The sequence below is a fragment of the Microbacterium alkaliflavum genome, assembly GCF_044325405.1.
GTDB lineage: Bacteria > Actinomycetota > Actinomycetes > Actinomycetales > Microbacteriaceae > Microbacterium > Microbacterium alkaliflavum.
In genome coordinates, this window is sequence record NZ_JBIQWL010000011.1 from 17,740 (window position 1) to 35,960 (window position 18,221).

Annotated in this window: 14 protein-coding genes; 7 read left to right on the forward strand and 7 right to left on the reverse strand. The window is 70.2% G+C overall.

Annotated features, from left to right (window positions below; genetic code table 11):
• Nucleotides 1–14: 14 nt before the first annotated feature.
• From ACH3VR_RS19870 to ACH3VR_RS19880, 3 genes are read right to left on the reverse strand one after another with little or no spacing between them, the layout of a single operon-like run.
• Nucleotides 15–1,094, reverse strand: a complete 1,080-nt coding sequence (locus tag ACH3VR_RS19870; RefSeq protein ID WP_397558064.1) for an ABC transporter permease — start codon at nucleotides 1,092–1,094, stop codon at nucleotides 15–17.
• On the reverse strand, nucleotides 1,091–2,134 hold the full coding sequence (locus ACH3VR_RS19875) for an ABC transporter permease (protein WP_397558065.1): 1,044 nt from the start codon (nucleotides 2,132–2,134) through the stop codon (nucleotides 1,091–1,093). Before ACH3VR_RS19875 ends, ACH3VR_RS19870 begins: the two co-directional genes overlap by 4 nt.
• Entirely contained in the window at nucleotides 2,131–3,651 is a 1,521-nt protein-coding gene (locus tag ACH3VR_RS19880; RefSeq protein WP_397558066.1) for a sugar ABC transporter ATP-binding protein, read from the reverse strand. The genes ACH3VR_RS19875 and ACH3VR_RS19880 overlap by 4 nt, the downstream gene beginning before the upstream one ends.
• 139 nt (nucleotides 3,652–3,790) lie before the next feature.
• Here ACH3VR_RS19880 and ACH3VR_RS19885 point away from each other — a divergent pair, with 139 nt between their 5' ends.
• The 5 genes from ACH3VR_RS19885 (at nucleotide 3,791) to ACH3VR_RS19905 (ending at nucleotide 11,206) form a co-directional block, all read left to right on the forward strand.
• Nucleotides 3,791–4,798, forward strand: a complete 1,008-nt coding sequence (locus tag ACH3VR_RS19885; protein ID WP_397558067.1) for a LacI family DNA-binding transcriptional regulator — start codon at nucleotides 3,791–3,793, stop codon at nucleotides 4,796–4,798.
• Between the two features lie 21 nt (nucleotides 4,799–4,819).
• A complete protein-coding gene (locus tag ACH3VR_RS19890) occupies nucleotides 4,820–5,488 on the forward strand; it encodes a TetR/AcrR family transcriptional regulator (protein ID WP_397558068.1) in 669 nt (222 codons plus the stop codon).
• Between the two features lie 152 nt (nucleotides 5,489–5,640).
• Nucleotides 5,641–8,808: a glycosyl hydrolase gene (locus tag ACH3VR_RS19895; protein WP_397558069.1), complete on the forward strand. Its 3,168-nt coding sequence runs from the start codon at nucleotides 5,641–5,643 to the stop codon at nucleotides 8,806–8,808.
• 104 nt (nucleotides 8,809–8,912) lie between these two features.
• Nucleotides 8,913–9,557, forward strand: a complete 645-nt coding sequence (locus ACH3VR_RS19900) for a TetR/AcrR family transcriptional regulator (RefSeq protein WP_397558070.1) — start codon at nucleotides 8,913–8,915, stop codon at nucleotides 9,555–9,557.
• Nucleotides 9,554–11,206, forward strand: coding sequence for an MDR family MFS transporter (locus ACH3VR_RS19905; protein ID WP_397558071.1), 1,653 nt, complete (start codon nucleotides 9,554–9,556; stop codon nucleotides 11,204–11,206). The genes ACH3VR_RS19900 and ACH3VR_RS19905 overlap by 4 nt, the downstream gene beginning before the upstream one ends.
• A gap of 275 nt (nucleotides 11,207–11,481) precedes the next feature.
• Here ACH3VR_RS19905 and ACH3VR_RS19910 read toward each other — a convergent pair whose 3' ends face one another.
• Both ACH3VR_RS19910 and ACH3VR_RS19915 read right to left on the reverse strand, forming a co-directional pair.
• Entirely contained in the window at nucleotides 11,482–11,892 is a 411-nt protein-coding gene (locus tag ACH3VR_RS19910) for an SRPBCC domain-containing protein (RefSeq protein WP_397558072.1), read from the reverse strand.
• 81 nt (nucleotides 11,893–11,973) lie between these two features.
• Nucleotides 11,974–13,371 (reverse strand): aminotransferase-like domain-containing protein, encoded by a 1,398-nt coding sequence (locus ACH3VR_RS19915; RefSeq protein ID WP_397558073.1) that lies wholly within the window; start codon nucleotides 13,369–13,371, stop codon nucleotides 11,974–11,976.
• On the opposite strand from ACH3VR_RS19915, the gene ACH3VR_RS19920 reads away from it, so the two are divergent.
• Together ACH3VR_RS19920 and ACH3VR_RS19925 are read left to right on the forward strand one after the other, a co-directional pair.
• Complete coding sequence (locus ACH3VR_RS19920) at nucleotides 13,370–14,293, forward strand: DMT family transporter (RefSeq protein WP_397558074.1); 924 nt, start codon at nucleotides 13,370–13,372, stop codon at nucleotides 14,291–14,293. The two genes, ACH3VR_RS19915 and ACH3VR_RS19920, sit on opposite strands and share 2 nt — an antisense overlap.
• Nucleotides 14,293–14,910 carry an FMN-binding negative transcriptional regulator gene (locus ACH3VR_RS19925; protein WP_397558075.1) on the forward strand — a complete coding sequence of 206 codons (618 nt, stop codon included), beginning with the start codon at nucleotides 14,293–14,295 and terminating at the stop codon, nucleotides 14,908–14,910. Before ACH3VR_RS19920 ends, ACH3VR_RS19925 begins: the two co-directional genes overlap by 1 nt.
• Before the next feature lie 591 nt (nucleotides 14,911–15,501).
• Here ACH3VR_RS19925 and ACH3VR_RS19930 read toward each other — a convergent pair.
• On the reverse strand, nucleotides 15,502–16,968 hold the full coding sequence (locus ACH3VR_RS19930; RefSeq protein ID WP_397558076.1) for an aminotransferase class I/II-fold pyridoxal phosphate-dependent enzyme: 1,467 nt from the start codon (nucleotides 16,966–16,968) through the stop codon (nucleotides 15,502–15,504).
• 247 nt (nucleotides 16,969–17,215) lie between these two features.
• Nucleotides 17,216–18,097, reverse strand: coding sequence for an aldo/keto reductase (locus ACH3VR_RS19935; protein ID WP_397558077.1), 882 nt, complete (start codon nucleotides 18,095–18,097; stop codon nucleotides 17,216–17,218).
• Nucleotides 18,098–18,221: the final 124 nt, after the last annotated feature.

Sequence of the window (18,221 nt, forward strand, 5' to 3'; positions counted from 1 at the left end):
CTGTGGTGTGGGTGTTATCGGGTCGGGCGCGGGGCGGCCGGGGCATCCCCGCCGGCACGGCCCTTCCTCTTGCCGATGGCGGCGGAGCGTCGCTTCTGCAGCCAGGCGAGGAGGCTTGCCGACACCACGGAGAGGATGAGGAGCACTCCCGTGATGACGTTGATGATGTCGCTGGTGACGCCGGCCAGGCGCAGCGAGCTGCCCAGCACGCCGATGAGCAGCACGCCCGCGATGACGCCGTGCAGGGCGCCGCGGCCGCCGAAGATCGACACGCCGCCGAGCAGCACTGCGGCGATCACCTGCAGTTCCATGCCCATCGCGTTGTCGCCGCGGGCATTGGAGTACAGCAGCGTGAAGTAGACGCCGGCGAACCCGGCGACGGTGCCGCTCAGTGTGAAGAGGATGAACTTCGTCCGGCCCACGTCGATGCCCGAGAACGCCGCGGCCTCCTTGTTGAGTCCGATCGCGTACAGCGTGCGGCCGAACGGTGTGAAGTGCAGCAGCACCGCGAACACGACAGCCAGGACCACGAACGGGATCATGATGACCGGCACCGGCGTGCCCGGGATGTTCGCTTTCGCGAGCTCGGTCCACTCCCGCGGGAACTCGGTGATGGCCGTCGTGCCGAGCAGGCCCACCGCGATGCCGCGGTACAGGGCGAGTGTGCCGATCGTGACGGCGAGGGAGGGCAGCCCGACGACGGTCACGAGGAACCCGTTGAACACGCCCCCGACCGCGCCGACGAGGATCGCGGCGAGCGCCGCGACCGGGAACGGGATGCCGGCGTGCGTGAGCAGGCCCGTGATGACCGAGCTCAGGCCCACGATGCTGGCGACCGAGAGGTCGATCTCCTCCGTGATGATGATGAGCGTCATCGGCAGGGCGATCAGCAGGATCGGCGCGACATCGCGCAGGAGGTACGTGACCGTCAGCGGGTTGTCGAAGTGGGGCACCGCGACCAGCGAGACGCCGATCACGATCGCGAGGAGAGCGATGATCGCCATCTCGCGGGTGAACAGGATGCGGCGCCAGGCCGGACGGGCGTAAGCGCGGTACGTGCGCACGGTGGCCGTCGACGCGGTGGTGGCGGTCATCGTGTCACCTCCCTTTCAGCGATGAGCCGACGATGCTGTCGGACGGCCAGGACACGGTCGAGCACGATCGCGCCGAGGATCAGCACGCCGACGACGGCGCGCTGCCAGAAGTCGTCGATGCCGAGGATCGGCAGGGCCCGGTTGATGGTCAGCAGCAGGTACGCGCCGATCGCGGCGCCCCACACGGTGCCGACGCCGCCCGAGATCGCGACGCCGCCGATGACGGCCGCACCGATCGCCTGCAGCTCCCAGCCCAGGCCCGCGCCCGAGCTCACCGTGCCGTAGCGGGCCGCGAACAGCACGCCGGCGAGGCCCGAAAGGGCGCCCGAGACGACGAACGCGGCGATGATGCGGCGCGTGACGTTGAGGCCGTACAGGTGGGCGGCGGCGGGGTCGGACCCGATCGCGTACAGCTCCCGGCCGCTGCGCAGGTTGCGCAGATACCAGGCCGCGACGATGAGGACGACGACGGCGATGATCGTGAGGATCGGGATGAACAGGATCTGTCCTGTGCCGAGGCCCCGGAACGCCGCCGGCAGGTCGGATGCGTTGATGCGGTTGCTGCCGGTCCACGCGACGTTGATGCCGCGGTAGATGTACATCGTGCCGAGCGTGATGACGAGCGCGGGGACGCGGGCGAAGGCGACGAGCGCGCCGTTGATGACGCCCAGGATGCCGCCGAAGATGATCCCCGCCGCGAACACCGCGATGATCGGGATGCCCTGCACGTCGATGAACAGCCGCCCCGTCAGATAGGCGGTGAGGCCCACGATCGAGCCGACGGAGAGGTCGACGTTGCGGGTGATGATGACGATCGCCTGTCCGACCGCGACGAGCAGCAGCAGCGAAGGGGTCAGCAGCAGGTCGCGGAACCCGTCGCTGGAGAACAGGAAGGCGGGGTTGCGCAGCGTTGCGAAGAAGATCACCAGCAGCAGCGCGATGACGATGCCCGTCTCGCGGGCCGTCGCGATCTGACGGACGATCCGCGACGCGGGGCTCGAGCCCGGAGCGGTGGTGGGCGGGGTGGCGACCGTGGTCATCGGGCGACCTCCTCGTCTGCGGTGGCGGCGAACATGACGGCTTCGGGGGTGGCCTCTTCCCGGGTGAACTCTCCGGTCAGCCGGCCTTCGCGCATGACGAGCACGCGATCGGCCATGCCGAGCACTTCGGGCAGCTCGGACGAGATCATGAGGATTGCGATGCCGCGCTGCGCGAGCTGCGAGAGCAGGCGGTGCACCTCGGCCTTCGTGCCGACGTCGATGCCGCGGGTCGGCTCGTCGACGAACAGCACCGTCGGGTCGGTCGCGAGCCACTTGCCGAGCACGACCTTCTGCTGGTTGCCGCCCGACAGGGTGCCGGCCTCGGCGTCGAGCGCGGCGGTCTTCACTTCGAGGCGGCTCGCCCACACCTGCGCGGCTTTGTTCTCCAGGCCACCCCAGATGAGGCCCCACTTGGACAGCTTCGAGCGGATCGCGAGCGTGATGTTGCGCGTGACGCCCTCGTCGAGCACGAGGCCCTGCTTGCGGCGGTCCTCGGGCACGAGCGCGAGGCCGCGCGAGGTCGCCGCGCGCGGGTCGCCCTTGGGGAGCGTCCTGCCGTGCAGCCTCACGCGACCCGAGTCGTAGGCATCCACTCCGAAGATCGCGCGCGCGACCTCGCTGCGCCCCGCGCCGACCAGGCCCGCCAGGCCCACGATCTCGCCCTGACGCAGTGTGAAGGAGATGTCGCGGAACACGCCTGTGCGGGTCAGTCCCTCGACCTCGAGCACGACGTCGCCGACCTCGGCGGGGAGCTTGGGGAACAGCTCGGTCACATCGCGGCCGACCATCTGGCGCACCAGCTCGTCGACGGTCGTGTCGGCGATGGGCGTCGTGTCGACGTAGGCCCCGTCGCGCATGACCGTGACGGTGTCGCACAGCGCGAACACCTCGTCGAACCGGTGCGAGATGAACAGCAGCGCACGGCCCTCGTCGCGGAGGCTCCGCGCGACGGCGAACAGGCGCTCGACCTCGACGCCCGACAGCGCGGCCGTCGGCTCGTCCATGATGAGCACCGTCGCGTCCAGCGAGATGGCCTTCGCGATCTCGATGATCTGCTGATCGGCGATCGACAGGCCCTCCGTCACGCGGTCGGGGTCGATCGACACGCCGAGGCGCTGGAAGATCTGCTGCGTCTCGATGCGCATCGCCTTGCGGTCGATGCGGCCCATCCGACCCGTGGGCTGCCGGCCCATGAAGATGTTCTCCGTGACCGACAGGTCGGGGAACAGCGTCGGCTCCTGATAGATGACCGCGATGCCCGCGGCCTTCGACTGCGCCGTGGAGGTGAAGTCGACGGGCTGTCCGTGCAGCACGAACTCCCCGGCATCCCGGCGGTACAGGCCCGCGACGATCTTCACGAGCGTGGACTTGCCCGCGCCGTTCTCGCCGATCAGCGCGTGGATGGATCCCGGCTGCAGCGTCAGCGTGCCCGAACGCAGCGCGACGACAGGGCCGAACGATTTGACGACGCGGCGCAGCTCTAGCGCCGGGCCGGTCGAGGTGGTGCCATCATTCACGGCGCCGCTCCTCCTCGTTGAGGTGAAAGAATCATGAATCGATTCAGGTCAGGTTCAGGCATACTCTATGGAGAGCGATCACCGCGGTCAAGTCAATGTGGCAACGGGGAATCGAATCGTGACTCGAAGAGGAGGTGCTGTGCCGGCGAGCATTCGCGATGTCGCGCAGCGTGCGGGAGTGTCGGTGGGCACCGTGTCGAACGTGCTCAACCGCCCCGACGAGGTGTCGACGGAATCCGTGTCCCGGGTCAACCGCGCGATCGAAGAACTGGGCTACGTCCGCAACGACGCCGCCCGCAAACTCCGGGCCGGAGTGAGCACGACGGTCGGCTTCGTCGTGCTCGACGGTCAGAACCCGTTCTACAACGACGTCGTCCGCGGCGCCGAGGACGAGGCATCCCGGCACAACATCGCGATCCTGTACGGCAACACCGACGAAGACGTCGCCCGCGAGCGCATGTACCTCGACCTGTTCGAGGAGCAGCAGGTGCGCGGGCTGCTCATCGCGCCCTACGGCGACGTCACGTCGCGGCTGAGACGCCTGCGCGAGCGCGGAATCGCAGCCGTGCTCGTCGACCGCTTCAGCGGCGACGGCAAGTTCTCCTCGGTCTCGGTCGACAGCGTCGTCGGCGGCCGGATGGCCGTCGAGCATCTCATCGACGCGGGCCGCCGGCGCATCGCTTTCGTCGGCGGTCCGTTCGACATCCGGCAGGTGAGCGACCGGCTCGCCGGCGCCCGCGCCGCGACCGAGAACGCCGACGCGCACGTCGACCTCGAGGTGATCCCGACGACGGCGATGACGGTCGCCGACGGAGTCGAGGCGGGCGCGAAGCTGCTCGCGCGCCCGCGTCGGGAGTGGCCCGATGCGCTCTTCGCCGCCAACGACCTGCTCGCGCTGGGCCTGCTCCAGTCGCTCGTCGTCGACGGCCGGATGCTCGTGCCCGACGAGATCGCGATCATCGGCTTCGATGACATCGCCTTCGCGGGCGCGGCGGCGGTGCCGCTCTCGTCGATCCGCCAGCCGAGTCGCATGATCGGCCGCACAGCCTTGCGGATCGTGCTCGAAGAGGCCGCGGACCCTGACAGCATCCCCCGCCAGACGGTCTTCCCGCCCGAGCTCGTCGTGCGCAGGTCCACCTCGAGCTGACCGGCCGCGTACCGTGGGGCCATGCCGAATCAGCCGGGGCGCGGCCCGTACGCGTCGGGGAAGGCGCGCAGAGAGCAGATCCTGGATGCCGCGCAGCGGCGCTTCGCCGAGGGCGGCTACGAGCGCGCGTCGCTCGGCGAGATCGCGCGGGACGTCGGGATCACGACGCCGGGGTTGACGCATCACTTCGCGTCGAAGGAGATCCTCCTGCTCGCGATCGCCGAGCGGCGCTTCGAGCGCGCCGCCGCGGAGGTGCGGGAGGCGCCCGACGGGGTCGACGGCCTCGGCGCCCTGCGGCTCATGATGCATCAGACGCGGGTGCGCGCCGAGCGGCCCGAGCTCATGGAGCTCTTCGTGCGGGTGGCCGGACTCGCCTCCGATCCGCACAGCGACGCGCACCGCCTCTTCGCCGCGCGCTACGAGCGTGTCGCCGAAGAGCTGACGGCGCACCTGATGCGCGGCGTCGACGCCGGCGCCTTCCGCGCGGACGCCGACTGTGCGGCGATCGCCCGCGACTTCATCGCCCTCTCGGACGGCTTGCAGCTGCAGCTCGTGCTCCTCCCCGGCTCGGTCGACCTCGTCGCGCACGTGCGCGCGCACCTCGAGCGTGTCGCCGCCGACATCGTGACCGGCGACATCCTGCTCGCAGAGCTCTTCGACGAGGAGTCGATCACCCATACCGACGATTGAACACCTTTCGTCAAAAGAATTTCATTGACCCGACCCGTCCGGCCGTCCTATCGTGATGACGAATCATTTGAATCGATTCAGGCGATTTCACTCTGCAATTCACCGATTCCTTCCATTCAGATAGGACTCCGACCATGGGTCGAACCCCTCACGTGAGCCGACGGAGACTCACGACGAACAAGCGGCGCGCCCTGGCCACCACGGCCGTCGTGCTCGCCGGTCTCGTGGCGCCCCTCGGCGTCGCGGGCACCGCTCTGGCAGCCGGCCAGGCGGACCAGCCGCCATCGGCGGCCGCGTTCGCGAAGCTCAACCCCGTGACGCCGCTGACGACGGCATCGTTCGCAGACCCCGCACAGGCGAACATGCCGTGGGCGCGCTGGAACTTCCCGCCCGCGACTGCGACGATCGCGGGCCTCGAGGCCGACATCCAGGACGCCTACGACCACAACATCGCAGGCCTCGAGATCGGCCAGGGCGGCGTGCCGACGATGGAGCAGCTGACGGCGATCTACAACAAGGCGAACAGCCTCGGGATCACGATCAGCCTCAAGGCGGCCAGCGCCCTCCCGGGCCAGACGTACTCGAACGCGGACGACTACGCGCGCCGCACCCTGCGCAACGACCGGCTGGTCGTGGGCGCAGGCCAGTCCGTCAACACCCTGCTTCCGGGTCCGGCGACCGGCAATCCCGGGACGATCGTCGCCGTGCTGGCCTACCAGTGCTCCACGGCACCGTGCGGCACCGCGGGAACCGTGCCGCTCGAGCGGTCCTCCGTGATCGACCTCACCTCGACGATCACCGCCACCAACACCGACGGCTACAACGACGGCACGACCGCGGGCACGCTCGCCTGGACGGCGCCCTCGGCGCCGGTCGGCGCACAGTGGGTGGTGCTCACCTTCCGGGCGGTCCCCTTCGGCACGACGCCGGAGACGCTGAGCCCCGAGGGCACCAAGCAGGTGACCGACGCCTACGACGCGTACTTCGCGGGCGGCCTCGGCGACCTCGTGAAGCGCAACGGCGGCGACTTCTTCGTCGACTCGCACGCGAGCGACCCGTGGGGTGCGCCCGAAGAGCTCTGGGCGAGCAACATGCGCCAGGAGTTCCAGGATGCCGCGGGCTACGACATCGTGCCCGACCTCGCGGCCCTCGTCGACCCGACGATGGCCGGCGCGGGCCTGGGCGGACCGCCGTCCCCGACGGCGCTGTTCTACTCGTTCAGCGACGGCACCGCGACGCGCATCCGCTCCGACTTCAATCGCGTGCGCAGCACCCTGTACACCGAGAACCGCATCGTGCCGTTCCAGGACTGGGCGCACACGTACAACATGAAGCTGCGTCTCCAGCAGGAGGACGGGCCGATCACCTCGATCGGCGACCAGCTGCAGACCTCGGCGGTGCTCGACCGCTCCGAGTACGAATCGCTCACCGGCAGCGACCAGGCCGACATCTACCGGCCGATGGCCTCCGCCAACCACATGACGGGCAACACGTGGTACTCCACCGAGTGCTGCGCCGTGCTCAACAACAGCTGGATGGCCACGACGCAGGATGCGATCATCCGCATGAACAAGGAGTTCGCGGGCGGCGTGAACCGGCCCGTCTACCACGTGCGTCCGTACATCGACACGCCCGTGACCACCTGGCCGGGCAACGGGTTCAGCGCGACCAGCAAGGTGTCGTTCTCGAACGCGTGGAGCCGCGTCAACCCGTACTGGCAGGACATGGCGTCGATCAACGACTACTTCGCCCGCAACAACCTCGTCCTCACACAGGGCGCGGCCAAGACGGACGTCGCGGTCTACATGCGCAACTACTCGTCGCCGTCGGCGTTCTCGACGACTGATCCCAACAACCGGCACTGGATGGACCTCGGCCTCCAGCAGGCGGGCTACACGTGGGACTACCTCGACGAGGCGCTGTTCGACCTGCCCAACGCGACGGTGACGAACAAGCGGCTCGCCGAGGCCGGCCCCGCGTACAAGGCGCTGATCTTCGACCAGTTCCTCTACCCGACGAGCAACACGGCGCGCGGCAGCCTCACGATCGAGGCGGCGAACGACATCTTGGGCTACGCCAAGGCCGGCCTTCCCGTCGTCTTCGTCGGAGCGCCGACCGGCACCGGCGGCCTCCCCGTCTCGGACGACGCGGTGCTCGCCGGCATCGTCGCCCAGATCCTCGCGCTCGGCAACGTGCACCAGGTCGCATCGGAGGCCGACGTGCCCGCGCTGCTCGCGCAGCTCGGCCTGAAGCCGGCGGCCGAGCCCGCCGCGCCGACGACGCTGCTGAGCGTGCACCGCAGCGACTCGAGCGTCGCGGCAGAGTACTACTACCTGTACAACCAGGGAGTGGATGCCGCGCCCGCCGGCAACGGGACGTTCGGCAAGAACCCGAGCAACCTGTACGAGGAGCCGTCCGCCTGCCGCGTCACGACCGCGAACAACCCCTGCATGGCGACCGGGGCCGCCGTCGACACGACGGTGACTCTCCAGGGCAAGGGCGCTCCGTTCCTGCTCGACACGTTCAGCGGGCAGATCACGCCGATCGCGCAGTATTCGACCGACGGTGACTCGGTCACGGTGCACGTCTCGCTCGCACGGGATGCCTCGACCGTCATCGCGCTGCTCGACCAGCCCAAGAAGATCGGCGTCGACAACCTGCCCAACCGCGGCGTCGCCGCGACGACCGCCGACTCGGCCGCCTTCATCGGCAACAGCCTCGTCGTGCGGGCGAACCGGGCCGGCACGTACACGACGACGCTGACGAACGGCCGGTCGGTCACCTCGACGATCGCGAACGTGCCGGCGGCGATCGACCTGACGAACACGGCGTGGCATCTCGACGCGCAGGACTGGGTGCCCACGAACCCCTACGGCACGACGGGCGAGGCGGGGACGGCGACCACGAAGAAGCCGGTCTCGCTCGATCTTTCCGCACTGAAGGCGTGGCCGGACATCCCCGAGCTCGCACGGGCCTCTGGCATCGGCACCTACACGACGACCGTGACGCTGCCGCAGGGCTGGGACTCGTCGTACGGTGCGAGCCTGAGCCTCGGCCAGGTGTCCGACACCTTCACGCTGAAGGTCAACGGCAAGAGCGTCCCGGTCGACCTGATCGGTGCGAACGCCGACCTCGGCAAGGCGCTGAAGGCCGGAGCCAACACGATCGAGGTGACCGTCACGACGACGCTCAACAACCGCCTGTTCCAGCTCGACACGGCGGTCGCGAACCGCGGCGTCCTGCAGAACTACGGTCTCGTCGGCCCGGTCGTCCTGACCCCCTACCGTGAGGCCACTGTGGTGGGAGGGAACACGAAGTAGCGCGTCCGCCCTGCTTCGGGGAGTGCGGGAGGCCGGTCCATCAGGCCTCCCGCACTCTTCATGTTAATTTGCACTGATCATCCTTTGATGCAAAAATGCACTCCATGGATGAGAGTGCAGATTCCCCGCGCGAGCGCCGTCGTGCCGACACGACGCGGGCGCTCATCCGCACGGCGCGCCACTTCACGGCCGAGCGCGGGCTCTCCGGCTTCACCGTCGAGGAGCTGTGCAGCGAGGCCGCCGTCTCGCGCCGCACATTCTTCAACTACTTCGCGTCCAAGGACGACGCCGTGCTCGGCATCCCTCTCGAACGATCGGATGCCGCGGCAGTCGCGCGCTTCCTCGCGCAGGCCGAGCCGACTCCGGGAGGCATCTCGCCGACGCTGCTGACCGACCTCGCGCTCCTCGCCGAAGAGCGCTGGCGCGCGCTCGATATCGCGCCCGAGACGGTGCGCGACCTGTTCGCCGCCGTCGAGAAGGAGCCCCGGCTGCTCGCGCGCATGCTCGAGCTCGGCGCCGAGGGCGAGCGCTTCGACGCGCGCCTCATCGAGCAGCGCGAGGGCCTGCCCGACGGCGATCTTCGCGCGCAGGTCGCAGCGCAGGTCGTCGGCGCGCTCGTGCGTTCGGCGGCCGCCGAGTTCCTGCAGCCCGGGAACGAAGACACCTTCCTCGACATCTTCGAGCGACGCATCGGCGCGGCGCGCGAGCTTTTCGCCACCCAGACCGCATTGATGGGAAACACCCGATGACCGCCACCGCCTCCGTCCCGACGAGACCCGTCGGGCCCGCTCCGCTGCTGCTCACGAAGCGGCGCATCTGGATCATCTTCTCCGCGCTCATCGCGGGGATGCTGCTGTCCAGCCTCGACCAGACGATCGTCTCGACCGCCATGCCGACCATCGTCGGCGAGCTCGGCGGCGTGTCGCACCAGGTCTGGATCTCGACCGCCTACATCCTCGCGACGACGATCGTCATGCCGATCTACGGCAAGTTCGGTGACGTCCTCGGGCGGCGCAGGCTCTTCCTCGTCGCGATCGCGATCTTCACCCTCGCTTCTGTCGGCTGCGCGTTCGCGACCGACTTCTGGATGTTCGTCGTGTTCCGCGCCATCCAGGGCCTCGGCGGCGGCGGTCTCATGATCCTGTCGCAGGCGATCATCGCCGACATCGTGCCCGCCAACGAGCGCGGCAAGTACCTCGGCCCGCTCGGGGCGATCTTCGGCCTCGCGGCCGTCGCCGGCCCGCTCCTCGGCGGCTTCTTCGTCGACCACCTGACGTGGCAGTGGGCGTTCTACATCAACATCCCGGTCGGCGTCGCGGCCTTCTTCATCGCGCTGTTCGCGCTGCAGCTGCCGAACAAGAAGGCCGAGAAGCCCATCGACTGGCTCGGCGTGGTGTTCCTCTCGGCCGCGACGACGTGCCTCATCTTCTTCACCGACTTCGGCGGCTCGGCCGACTTCGGCTGGGACTCGATGGCGACCTGGTGGTGGGGCCTCGGCCTTGTCGTCGCCGCCGCGCTGTTCATCTTCACGGAGTCGCGCGCCGCCGACCCGATCATGCCGCTGTCGATGTTCCGCAACCCGGTCTTCGTCAATGCGACCGCGATCGGCCTCGCGCTCGGCATCGGCATGTTCGCCGCGATCGGCTTCGTGCCGACGTTCCTCCAGATGTCGTCGGGCACGTCGGCCGCGGCATCCGGCCTTCTCATGCTGCCGATGATGGTGGGCCTCATGGGCACGTCGATCGCGTCGGGTCTCCTGATCACGAAGACGGGCAAGTACAAGATCTTCCCCATCCTCGGCACGATCATCACGGGCATCGCGATGTTCGCCATGACGACCCTCTCGGCCTCGACGCCAGTCTGGCTCATCTGCGTGTACCTGTTCGTGTTCGGTGCGGGTCTCGGCCTCATCATGCAGGTCGTCGTGCTCGTCGTGCAGAACGCCGTGCCCGCCGCCGACATCGGCACCGCGACGTCGACGAACAACTACTTCCGCGAAGTGGGCGCGGCGCTGGGCACCGCGGTGTTCGGCACGCTGTTCACGACGCGTCTGACCGAGAACCTCACCCAGGTGTTCACGGATGCCGGCGCCACCGCCGAGCAGGCCGGCCAGGCGACTTCGACCATCGACCCGTCGACGCTCAGCCAGCTGCCCGACGCGGTGCGCGACGGCGTCGTGACCGCCTACGCCGACGCGCTCGCGCCCGTGTTCTGGTACCTCATCCCGTTCATCGTCGTCGCGCTCATCCTCGCGATCTTCCTCAAAGAGATCCCGCTCTCCGACGTCGCCGGGCTCGTCGCCCGCGGCGAGGCGATCGGCGGCGAGGAGGCCGAGCGCCTCGAGGCCGAGCAGCGCAGCGCCGACGCGACGAAGGTCGCCGAACCCGCGATCGAGTAGTCGCGATCCGGGCGGGCCGGGCCGGGGCGGATGCCTCGGCCCGCCGACCGGCCGGCCCGGCAATCAAGCCGCCCCCAGCCGCGCCGAGACAAGGCGTCTCGCCGAGGCGAGGCATCCCGATCCCTTGTCTCGGCGAAATCCCCTGTCTCGCCGAGATTCCCGTCTCTCGGCGAAACAGGGGATGCTCGGCGAAGCCCCGGGCGTCGCCCTGAGGTTCGCCGGGAAGCCCTTGGTTCGGCGCGACGCCGATCGCCCCGCGACAGCTCCGGACCGGGTCAGGCCTCGGCGCGCTCCTTGATCGCCGCGAGGTGCTTCCGCCAGTTCGACTCGGACTCGCCGGCGGCCGTCGGTGTGGCGTTGCCGTCCTGCCAGAACTCGAGGTGCGTGCCCGCTCCGCGCCCCGCCAGCTCGTACGTGAGCCGGTGCTCGCTGCCCTTCGCGTGGGAGCTGCCGCTCGAGTGCGTCAGCACGAGCCGGTGCGGAGCGATCGCCTCGATGACCTCGCCGCGATCCTCGAACGACTTCCCCTCCCACTCGCCGTGCCAGACGACGGGAGAGCCGGCCTTCCAGTCCGAATCGACCGTGGCGCCGAAGTTCACCTCCGACGCGTGCTTGGTGATCGTGTCCCACACCTTCTCAGGTGACGCGTCGACTTCGATGTCTGCTCGAGCGATGAATCCAGGCATCCGCTTGCCCCTTCGCCAGTGGTGCGCCCAGCCAACCGGATTCGGCCGAAGCGCACCACCCCTTGACAGGAATCGGTCGCGTCACAGAAGCGAGCCCAGGATGCCTGCGGCCTCGGCGAAGCGCTCGGGGTTCTCGCCGGAGTAGTTCAACCGCACGTACGGACCCGACGCCTCGGCGGGGAACCACTCTGCACCCGACACGATGATCAGCCCGCGCGTCTCGCACTCGCGCACGAGCGCGTCGACGTCGGTGCCGTCGGGGAGTCGCAGCCAGAGGTTGAGCCCGCCCACCGGCACGACCTCGAGGTGCGCAGCGGGCGCGTGCGCGCGGATGCCGTCGACGAGCAGATCGCGCCGTGCACGCAGCTGCTGGCGGAAGCCGCGCAGGTGCGAGCGCCAGCCCGGCTGCGTCACGACGTCGAGCGCCGCCGCCTGGAGGAGCCCGCTCACGTACATCGACTCCGCCGCGCGATCGGTGAGGATGCGCTCGCGCGCGGGGCCGCGCGCGATGACCGCCGCGACGCGCAGCGCCGGCGACACGCTCTTCGTGAGGGAGCGCAGGTAGATGACGTGTCCGTCGTCGTCGAACGCGGCGAGCGGCCGCGGGTCGGCGTCGATCGCGAGATCGTGGGCCCAGTCGTCTTCGATGAGGAACGCGCCGCGTCGTCGCACGACCTCGAGCACCGCCGTCCCGATCTCGGCCGGCCACTGCGCACCCGTCGGGTTGGCGAACGTCGGCTGCGCGTAGAAGGCTCGCGCGCCCGTGCGCACGAGCGCCCGGTCGACCTCGTCGGGGTCGGGGCCGTCGGGGCCCGTCGGCACGGGGACCAGGACGACACCCGCCTGCGCCGCCGCGAGGATCGCTCCCCAGTACGTCGGCGACTCGATCACCAGCGGCTCGCCGGGCCCGACGAGCGCGCGGAAGATCGAGCTGAGCCCGCTCTGACTGCCCGAGATGACGAGCGCGTCGCGCGCCGTCGGCGCGGTGATGCCGGCCGGCGCGTGCGCGGCGAGCTCACTCGCGAACCACGCCTGCAGTTCGGGATGCCCCGCCACGGGCGACCGCGTCATCGCGGCGTCGCTGCGCGCGGCCCGGGTGATCGCGGCACGCACCATCCGCTCGGGCAGGAGCTCTCGGGCGGGATATCCGGAATGCAGGCCGATCGCGTCGGGGGCGGCGGCGCGCTGCGTCGACGACAGCGCCGAGACGCGCGATTGCGGCGAACCCAGAGCGGCGGTCTGCCAGCCGTAGTCGACGGGCACCGCTGCTCGCACGGCGCGCACGAACGTGCCGACGCCCGGCCTGCTCTCGACGAGGCCGTGCGCGATGAGCCGCTGCATCGCCTTGTGCACCGTGACGGGACTCGCGCTGTGCTCGGCCATGAGCGCACGGTTCGACGGGACCTGCGCACCGGGTGGCGCCGTCGCGATCCACGCGCGCACTGCCTCGACGATGCGATCGGTGCTATCCTGACTCATGACAGAACAGAGTAGCGCTATCGCTCAGGCGACGCTAGTGATATCCACCCGCGGCGGTATCTCGTGGGGCTTGGTCGGCGTCACGGCCTTCTCGTTCACGGTGCCCTTCACCCGCATCGCGGTCGGCGGCCTGTCTCCGCTGTTCATCGGATCGGGTCGCGCCGTCGTGGCGGCCGTCCTCGCGACAGCAGCCCTGGGACTCACCCGGCAGCACCTCCCGAACGCCCGGCAGCGGGCCCGCCTCGCCGTCGTCGCCGCGGGGGTCGTCGTCGGCTTCCCGCTCCTCACGTCGTTCGCCCTCACGACGGCACCCGCGAGCCACGGCGCCGTCGTGATCGGGCTCCTCCCGGCCGCGACCGCCGTCGCAGCCGTCGTGCGCACGAAGGAGCATCCGGCGCCCTCGTTCTGGCTGTTCGCCGGACTCGGTGCACTCGCCGCGATCGCGTTCGCCTCGCTGCAGAACGGCGGCCTGGGCGAGCTGCACGAGTCGGACCTGCTGCTCTTCGCCGCCGTCATGGCCGCCGCGATCGGATACGCCGAGGGCGGCCTCCTCGCCCGCGAGCTGGGCGCGTGGCAGACGGTGTCGTGGGCGCTCGTGCTGGCCTCGCCCCTCATGATCCTGCTCACGACGGTGTCGGTGGTGCAGCATCCACCCGCAGCGACGCCCGCCGAATGGCTCGTCTTCGCGTACCTCGGCGTCGTGAGCATGTTCCTCGGCTTCTTCGCGTGGTACCGCGGCCTCGCGATCGGCCCGATGGCGCAGGTGAGCCAGGTGCAGCTCGTTCAGCCGGTCATGACGATCGCATGGGCCGGGCTCATCCTGCACGAGCCGATCGGCTGGCCCACCCTGCTCGGCGGCCTCGCCGTCATCGCGTGCGCGGCGCTCGCCGTGCGAACCCGCCTCACCCGGAAGGACGCCTGATGCGCCACACACCCCGCAATCTCATGACCGACCCCGAAGAGGTCAAGCGCCTCATCCGCCACCACCCGTGGGCGACGTTCGTCTCTCCCGCGAGCACGGGTCTCGTCGCATCGCACTACCCCGTGCTGCTCGACCACGACGCCGACGGCATCGTCATCGTGAGCCATTTCGGTCGCCCCGACGACGAGCTGCACGAGCTCGGGCAGCACCCGATCCTCGTCATCGTCCAGGGCCCGCACGACTACGTCTCGCCCAGCTGGTACGCGCCGGGCGACCTCGTGCCCACCTGGAACCACGTCACGGCGCACCTGTACGGCACCCCCGAAGTGCTCGGCGACGAGGAGAACTACGCGATGCTCGGCCGCCTCACCGACCACTTCGAACGGGGGATGCCGCAGGGCCGGAGCCTTTCGCAGGACGAGACCGGCACGCGCCGCATCGCGAAGGGCACCGTCGGGCTCCGTATGCGCATCGACCGGTTCGACGCACGCGCGAAGCTCAGCCAGAACAAGCCCGCCGACGTGCGCGACAACATCGTGGCGCACCTCGCAGAGCACAATCCGGCTCTCGCCCGCGAGATGGTCCGGGATGCCGCGCCCGGCCCGTCCGCCGGCTGAGGGTCGCCGAGTCTGTCGAGCCGTCGAGCTCGGACCCGACGCGGAATGTCGGCCTCGACCCCTCGACAAGCCCGGGGACCGATCCCGAACCGGGTCGCCGAGCCTGTCGAGCCGTCGGACTCGGACCCGACGCGGAATGTCGGCCTCGACCCCTCGACAAGCTCGGGGACCGATCCCGAACCGGGTCGCCGAGCCTGTCGAGCCGTCGGATTCGGACCCGACGCGGAATGCCGGCCTCGACCCCTCGAGAAGCCCGGGGACCGATCTCGAACCGGGTCGCTGAGCCTGTCGAAGCGTCGGACTCGGACCCGACGCGGAATGCCGGCCTCGACCCCTCGAGAAGCCCGGGGACCGATCTCGAACCGGGTCGCTGAGCCTGTCGAGCCGTCGAGCTCGGACCCGACGCGGAATGTCGGCCTCGACCCCTCGACAAGCCCGGGGACCGATCCCGAACCGGGTCGCTGAGCCTGTCGAGCCGTCGAGCTCGGACCCGACGCGGAATGTCGGCCTCGACAAGCTCGGAGACCGATCCCGAACCGGGTCGCTGAGCCTGTCGAAGCGTCGAAGCCCGAACCCGCGAGGGACGTCGGGTCAGCCGGCGACGACCTGCACCGTGGCGAGAGACGGATCGGCCGCGTAGGCGATGCGACCCCCGTCGGTGAGCGTGGCGCGCAGCGCGTCGAGGGCGGCCGTCGTGACGATCTCGCCCGGCGCCAGCACGGGGACTCCGGGCGGATACGGCGCGATGAGCTCGGCGCATACCCGCCCCACGGCGTCGCCTGCCGACACGGTCTCGTGCACCGCGAAGAAGGCGGTCCGCGGGTCGGTGGCCGACTCGGCCTCGACGCGCCACGCGGCGGAGGCCGCGATCCGGCGCGGCGCGCCGCGATGACGCTCGACCGACGCGGCGAGCGCATCGATGAGTCGCGCGACGGATGCCTCGTCGTCGGCCATCGAGACGATCGGCACGATGACGTCGCGATCGGCCATCTCCAGCGGCATCCCCTGCGCCAGCAGGTCGGCCTCGATCGCATGGCCGTGCGCGCCAGCGCCGGCGAGGAGCACGACGAGCTTCGCGGGGTCGACCCGGAGCGAGCCGTCCGGGCGGTCGGCGAGCACCTCGACGCCGTCGATCGCCGCGAGCCGCTCGCGTGCGAAGGCGACCAGGCCGACGAGCCGGCCGACGAGCTCGGCGCCGTCCCGCTGCAGAAGGGCGCGCGACGCGTCGGTGCTCGCGAGCACGGCACCGGCCGGACTGGTCGTATGGGATGCCTCGAACCCGCGCTCGAGCCGGTCGGGGTCGAGCAGCCCTCCGGTCCGAGTCGTGCGCGCGAGCAGCAGCGCCCCCTGACTCCACGCCGGCAGCGACTTGTGCGCGCTCGTGACGAGGGCGTCGGTGCCGCGAGCGAGCGCATGCGCGGGCACGAGCGGCGAGAAGCCGAAGTAGGCGGCCCACGCCGCATCGACGATGAGGGGCACGCCGGCGTCGTGCGCGGCATCCGCGAGCCCCTCGATGTCGGAGAGCGTGCCGACGTATGACGGATCTCCGACGAGCACGCCGCACGCGTCCGGGTGCGCGGCGAGCGCCGCCCTCGCTGCGCCGACGGGAACCTGCGACGGCAGCCCCGTCGCGGCATCGATGTCGGGCCGCACCCACACCGGGCGCAGGCCTGCCAGCACGATGCCGAGCAGCACCGAGCGGTGCAGTGTGCGCGAGGCGATCACGGACTGGCCCGGCCGCCCCAGTGCGAGTACGGCGGCCTGGTTCGCGTGCGTCGACCCGCCGACCGACAGGCGACCCCAGTCGACGCCCCACGCCGCGGCGGCCCGCGCCTCGGCGTCGGCGAGCACGCCGCCCGCCGACTTCATGGTGTCCAGGCCGCCGAGCAGCGGAACGTCGCCGCGCACGAGATCGCCGACCAGGTCGTGCCGGTGCTTGTGCCCCGGGATCGTGAACGGCGTCAGCGATCCGTCGCGCGCACCGTCGCTGAAGCGCAGCCACGCGTCGAACAGCGGCGCCTCGGTGCGATAGCCGCGCGGATCACGGGAGTCGGTCATGACCCGGCCGCCAGGAACCTGCCGACGGCCACGCCGGGGAAGGCCCCCGCCTGGTCGATGTCGACCCATTCGTGGACGGCGTCGGCGGCATTCCTCAGCGGCACGCCTCACACGATAGCGACGGCGCATCGGTCTCAGGCGTGCCGCACCTCGGCTGGCTGTGACGACACGCCGGGTCCGGAGCAGGTCGAGGCCACTGCGGCACCGACCAGCCGAGATGCGGGACGGGAAGAGGCCAGAGCGGTGCTCAGGCCTCCGGCACGACGCGGTCGAACATCTCGTCGCGCGGCAGGTCGGGGTCGGGGCCGCTGCGCACGCCCGTGTCGAGCGCGTCGAGGCGGGCCAGCTCGTCGGCCGACAGTTCGAAGTCGAAGACGTCGAAGTTCTCCGCGATGCGCGACGCCTTCACCGACTTCGGGATCGCGGAGCGGCCCTCCTGAAGGTGCCAGCGCAGCATGATCTGCGCAGGTGTCTTGCCGTGGGCGCCCGCGAGCTCCTCGATCGTCGGGTCGCCCATGACGCTGCGGCGCTCGCCCCACGGACCCGGGTAGAACGTGATCCCGCCGATCGGCGACCAGGCCTGCGTAGCGATGCCGTGCGCGGCATCCGCCTCCTGCACTCCCGCCTGGGCGAAGTAGGGGTGCAGCTCGACCTGGTTGACCGCGGGCACGACGTCGGTCTCGTCGAGGAGACGCTCCAGGTGCGCGGGCATGAAATTGCTCACGCCGATCGCGCGGACCCGGCCGTCGGCGAGCAGCGCCTCGAGGCCCTTGTACGCCTGCACGACGCGGTCCCATCGCGAGGGCGCGGGCTGGTGGAGGATGAAGAGGTCGAGCGTCTCGACGCCGAGCTTGCCGGTGGCCTTGTCGAAGGCGTGGATCGTCTCGTCGTAGCCGTAGTCCGAGACCCAGACCTTGGTCTCGATGAAGATGTCGTCGCGCGAGACTCCGGAGCGGCGGATGCCTTCACCGACCTCGCGCTCGTTCTGGTACGCCGCGGCCGTATCGATGAGCCGGTAGCCGACGCGGAGCGCCTCTTCGACGGCCGCCGCCGTCTCGTCGGGCGGGCTCTGGAAGACGCCGAGGCCGAGGGCGGGCATGGTGATGCCGTTGTTGAGCGTGAGGTCCATGCATTCACGGTAGGCCGCGGCCCGCGCGCGGAGGAAGGCACTGGCCGTGCCCCCCTCGGCGGATCGCGTAATGTGAGCGACGCCGCCCTTGACTCGCCGACGGGTGCGCAGGCCAGGAGGGGCG

What these genes read in the sequence shown, in the direction of transcription:
- ACH3VR_RS19910 (WP_397558072.1), bottom strand. Translation starts at nt 11,892, where the DNA reads ATGCCTGGATTCATCGCTCGAGCAGACATCGAAGTCGACGCGTCACCT.
- ACH3VR_RS19870 (WP_397558064.1), bottom strand. Translation starts at nt 1,094, where the DNA reads ATGACCGCCACCACCGCGTCGACGGCCACCGTGCGCACGTACCGCGCT.
- ACH3VR_RS19930 (WP_397558076.1), bottom strand. Translation starts at nt 16,968, where the DNA reads ATGACCGACTCCCGTGATCCGCGCGGCTATCGCACCGAGGCGCCGCTG.
- ACH3VR_RS19915 (WP_397558073.1), bottom strand. Translation starts at nt 13,371, where the DNA reads ATGAGTCAGGATAGCACCGATCGCATCGTCGAGGCAGTGCGCGCGTGG.
- ACH3VR_RS19905 (WP_397558071.1), top strand. Translation starts at nt 9,554, where the DNA reads ATGACCGCCACCGCCTCCGTCCCGACGAGACCCGTCGGGCCCGCTCCG.
- ACH3VR_RS19920 (WP_397558074.1), top strand. Translation starts at nt 13,370, where the DNA reads ATGACAGAACAGAGTAGCGCTATCGCTCAGGCGACGCTAGTGATATCC.
- ACH3VR_RS19875 (WP_397558065.1), bottom strand. Translation starts at nt 2,134, where the DNA reads ATGACCACGGTCGCCACCCCGCCCACCACCGCTCCGGGCTCGAGCCCC.
- ACH3VR_RS19900 (WP_397558070.1), top strand. Translation starts at nt 8,913, where the DNA reads ATGGATGAGAGTGCAGATTCCCCGCGCGAGCGCCGTCGTGCCGACACG.
- ACH3VR_RS19890 (WP_397558068.1), top strand. Translation starts at nt 4,820, where the DNA reads ATGCCGAATCAGCCGGGGCGCGGCCCGTACGCGTCGGGGAAGGCGCGC.
- ACH3VR_RS19925 (WP_397558075.1), top strand. Translation starts at nt 14,293, where the DNA reads ATGCGCCACACACCCCGCAATCTCATGACCGACCCCGAAGAGGTCAAG.
- ACH3VR_RS19935 (WP_397558077.1), bottom strand. Translation starts at nt 18,097, where the DNA reads ATGGACCTCACGCTCAACAACGGCATCACCATGCCCGCCCTCGGCCTC.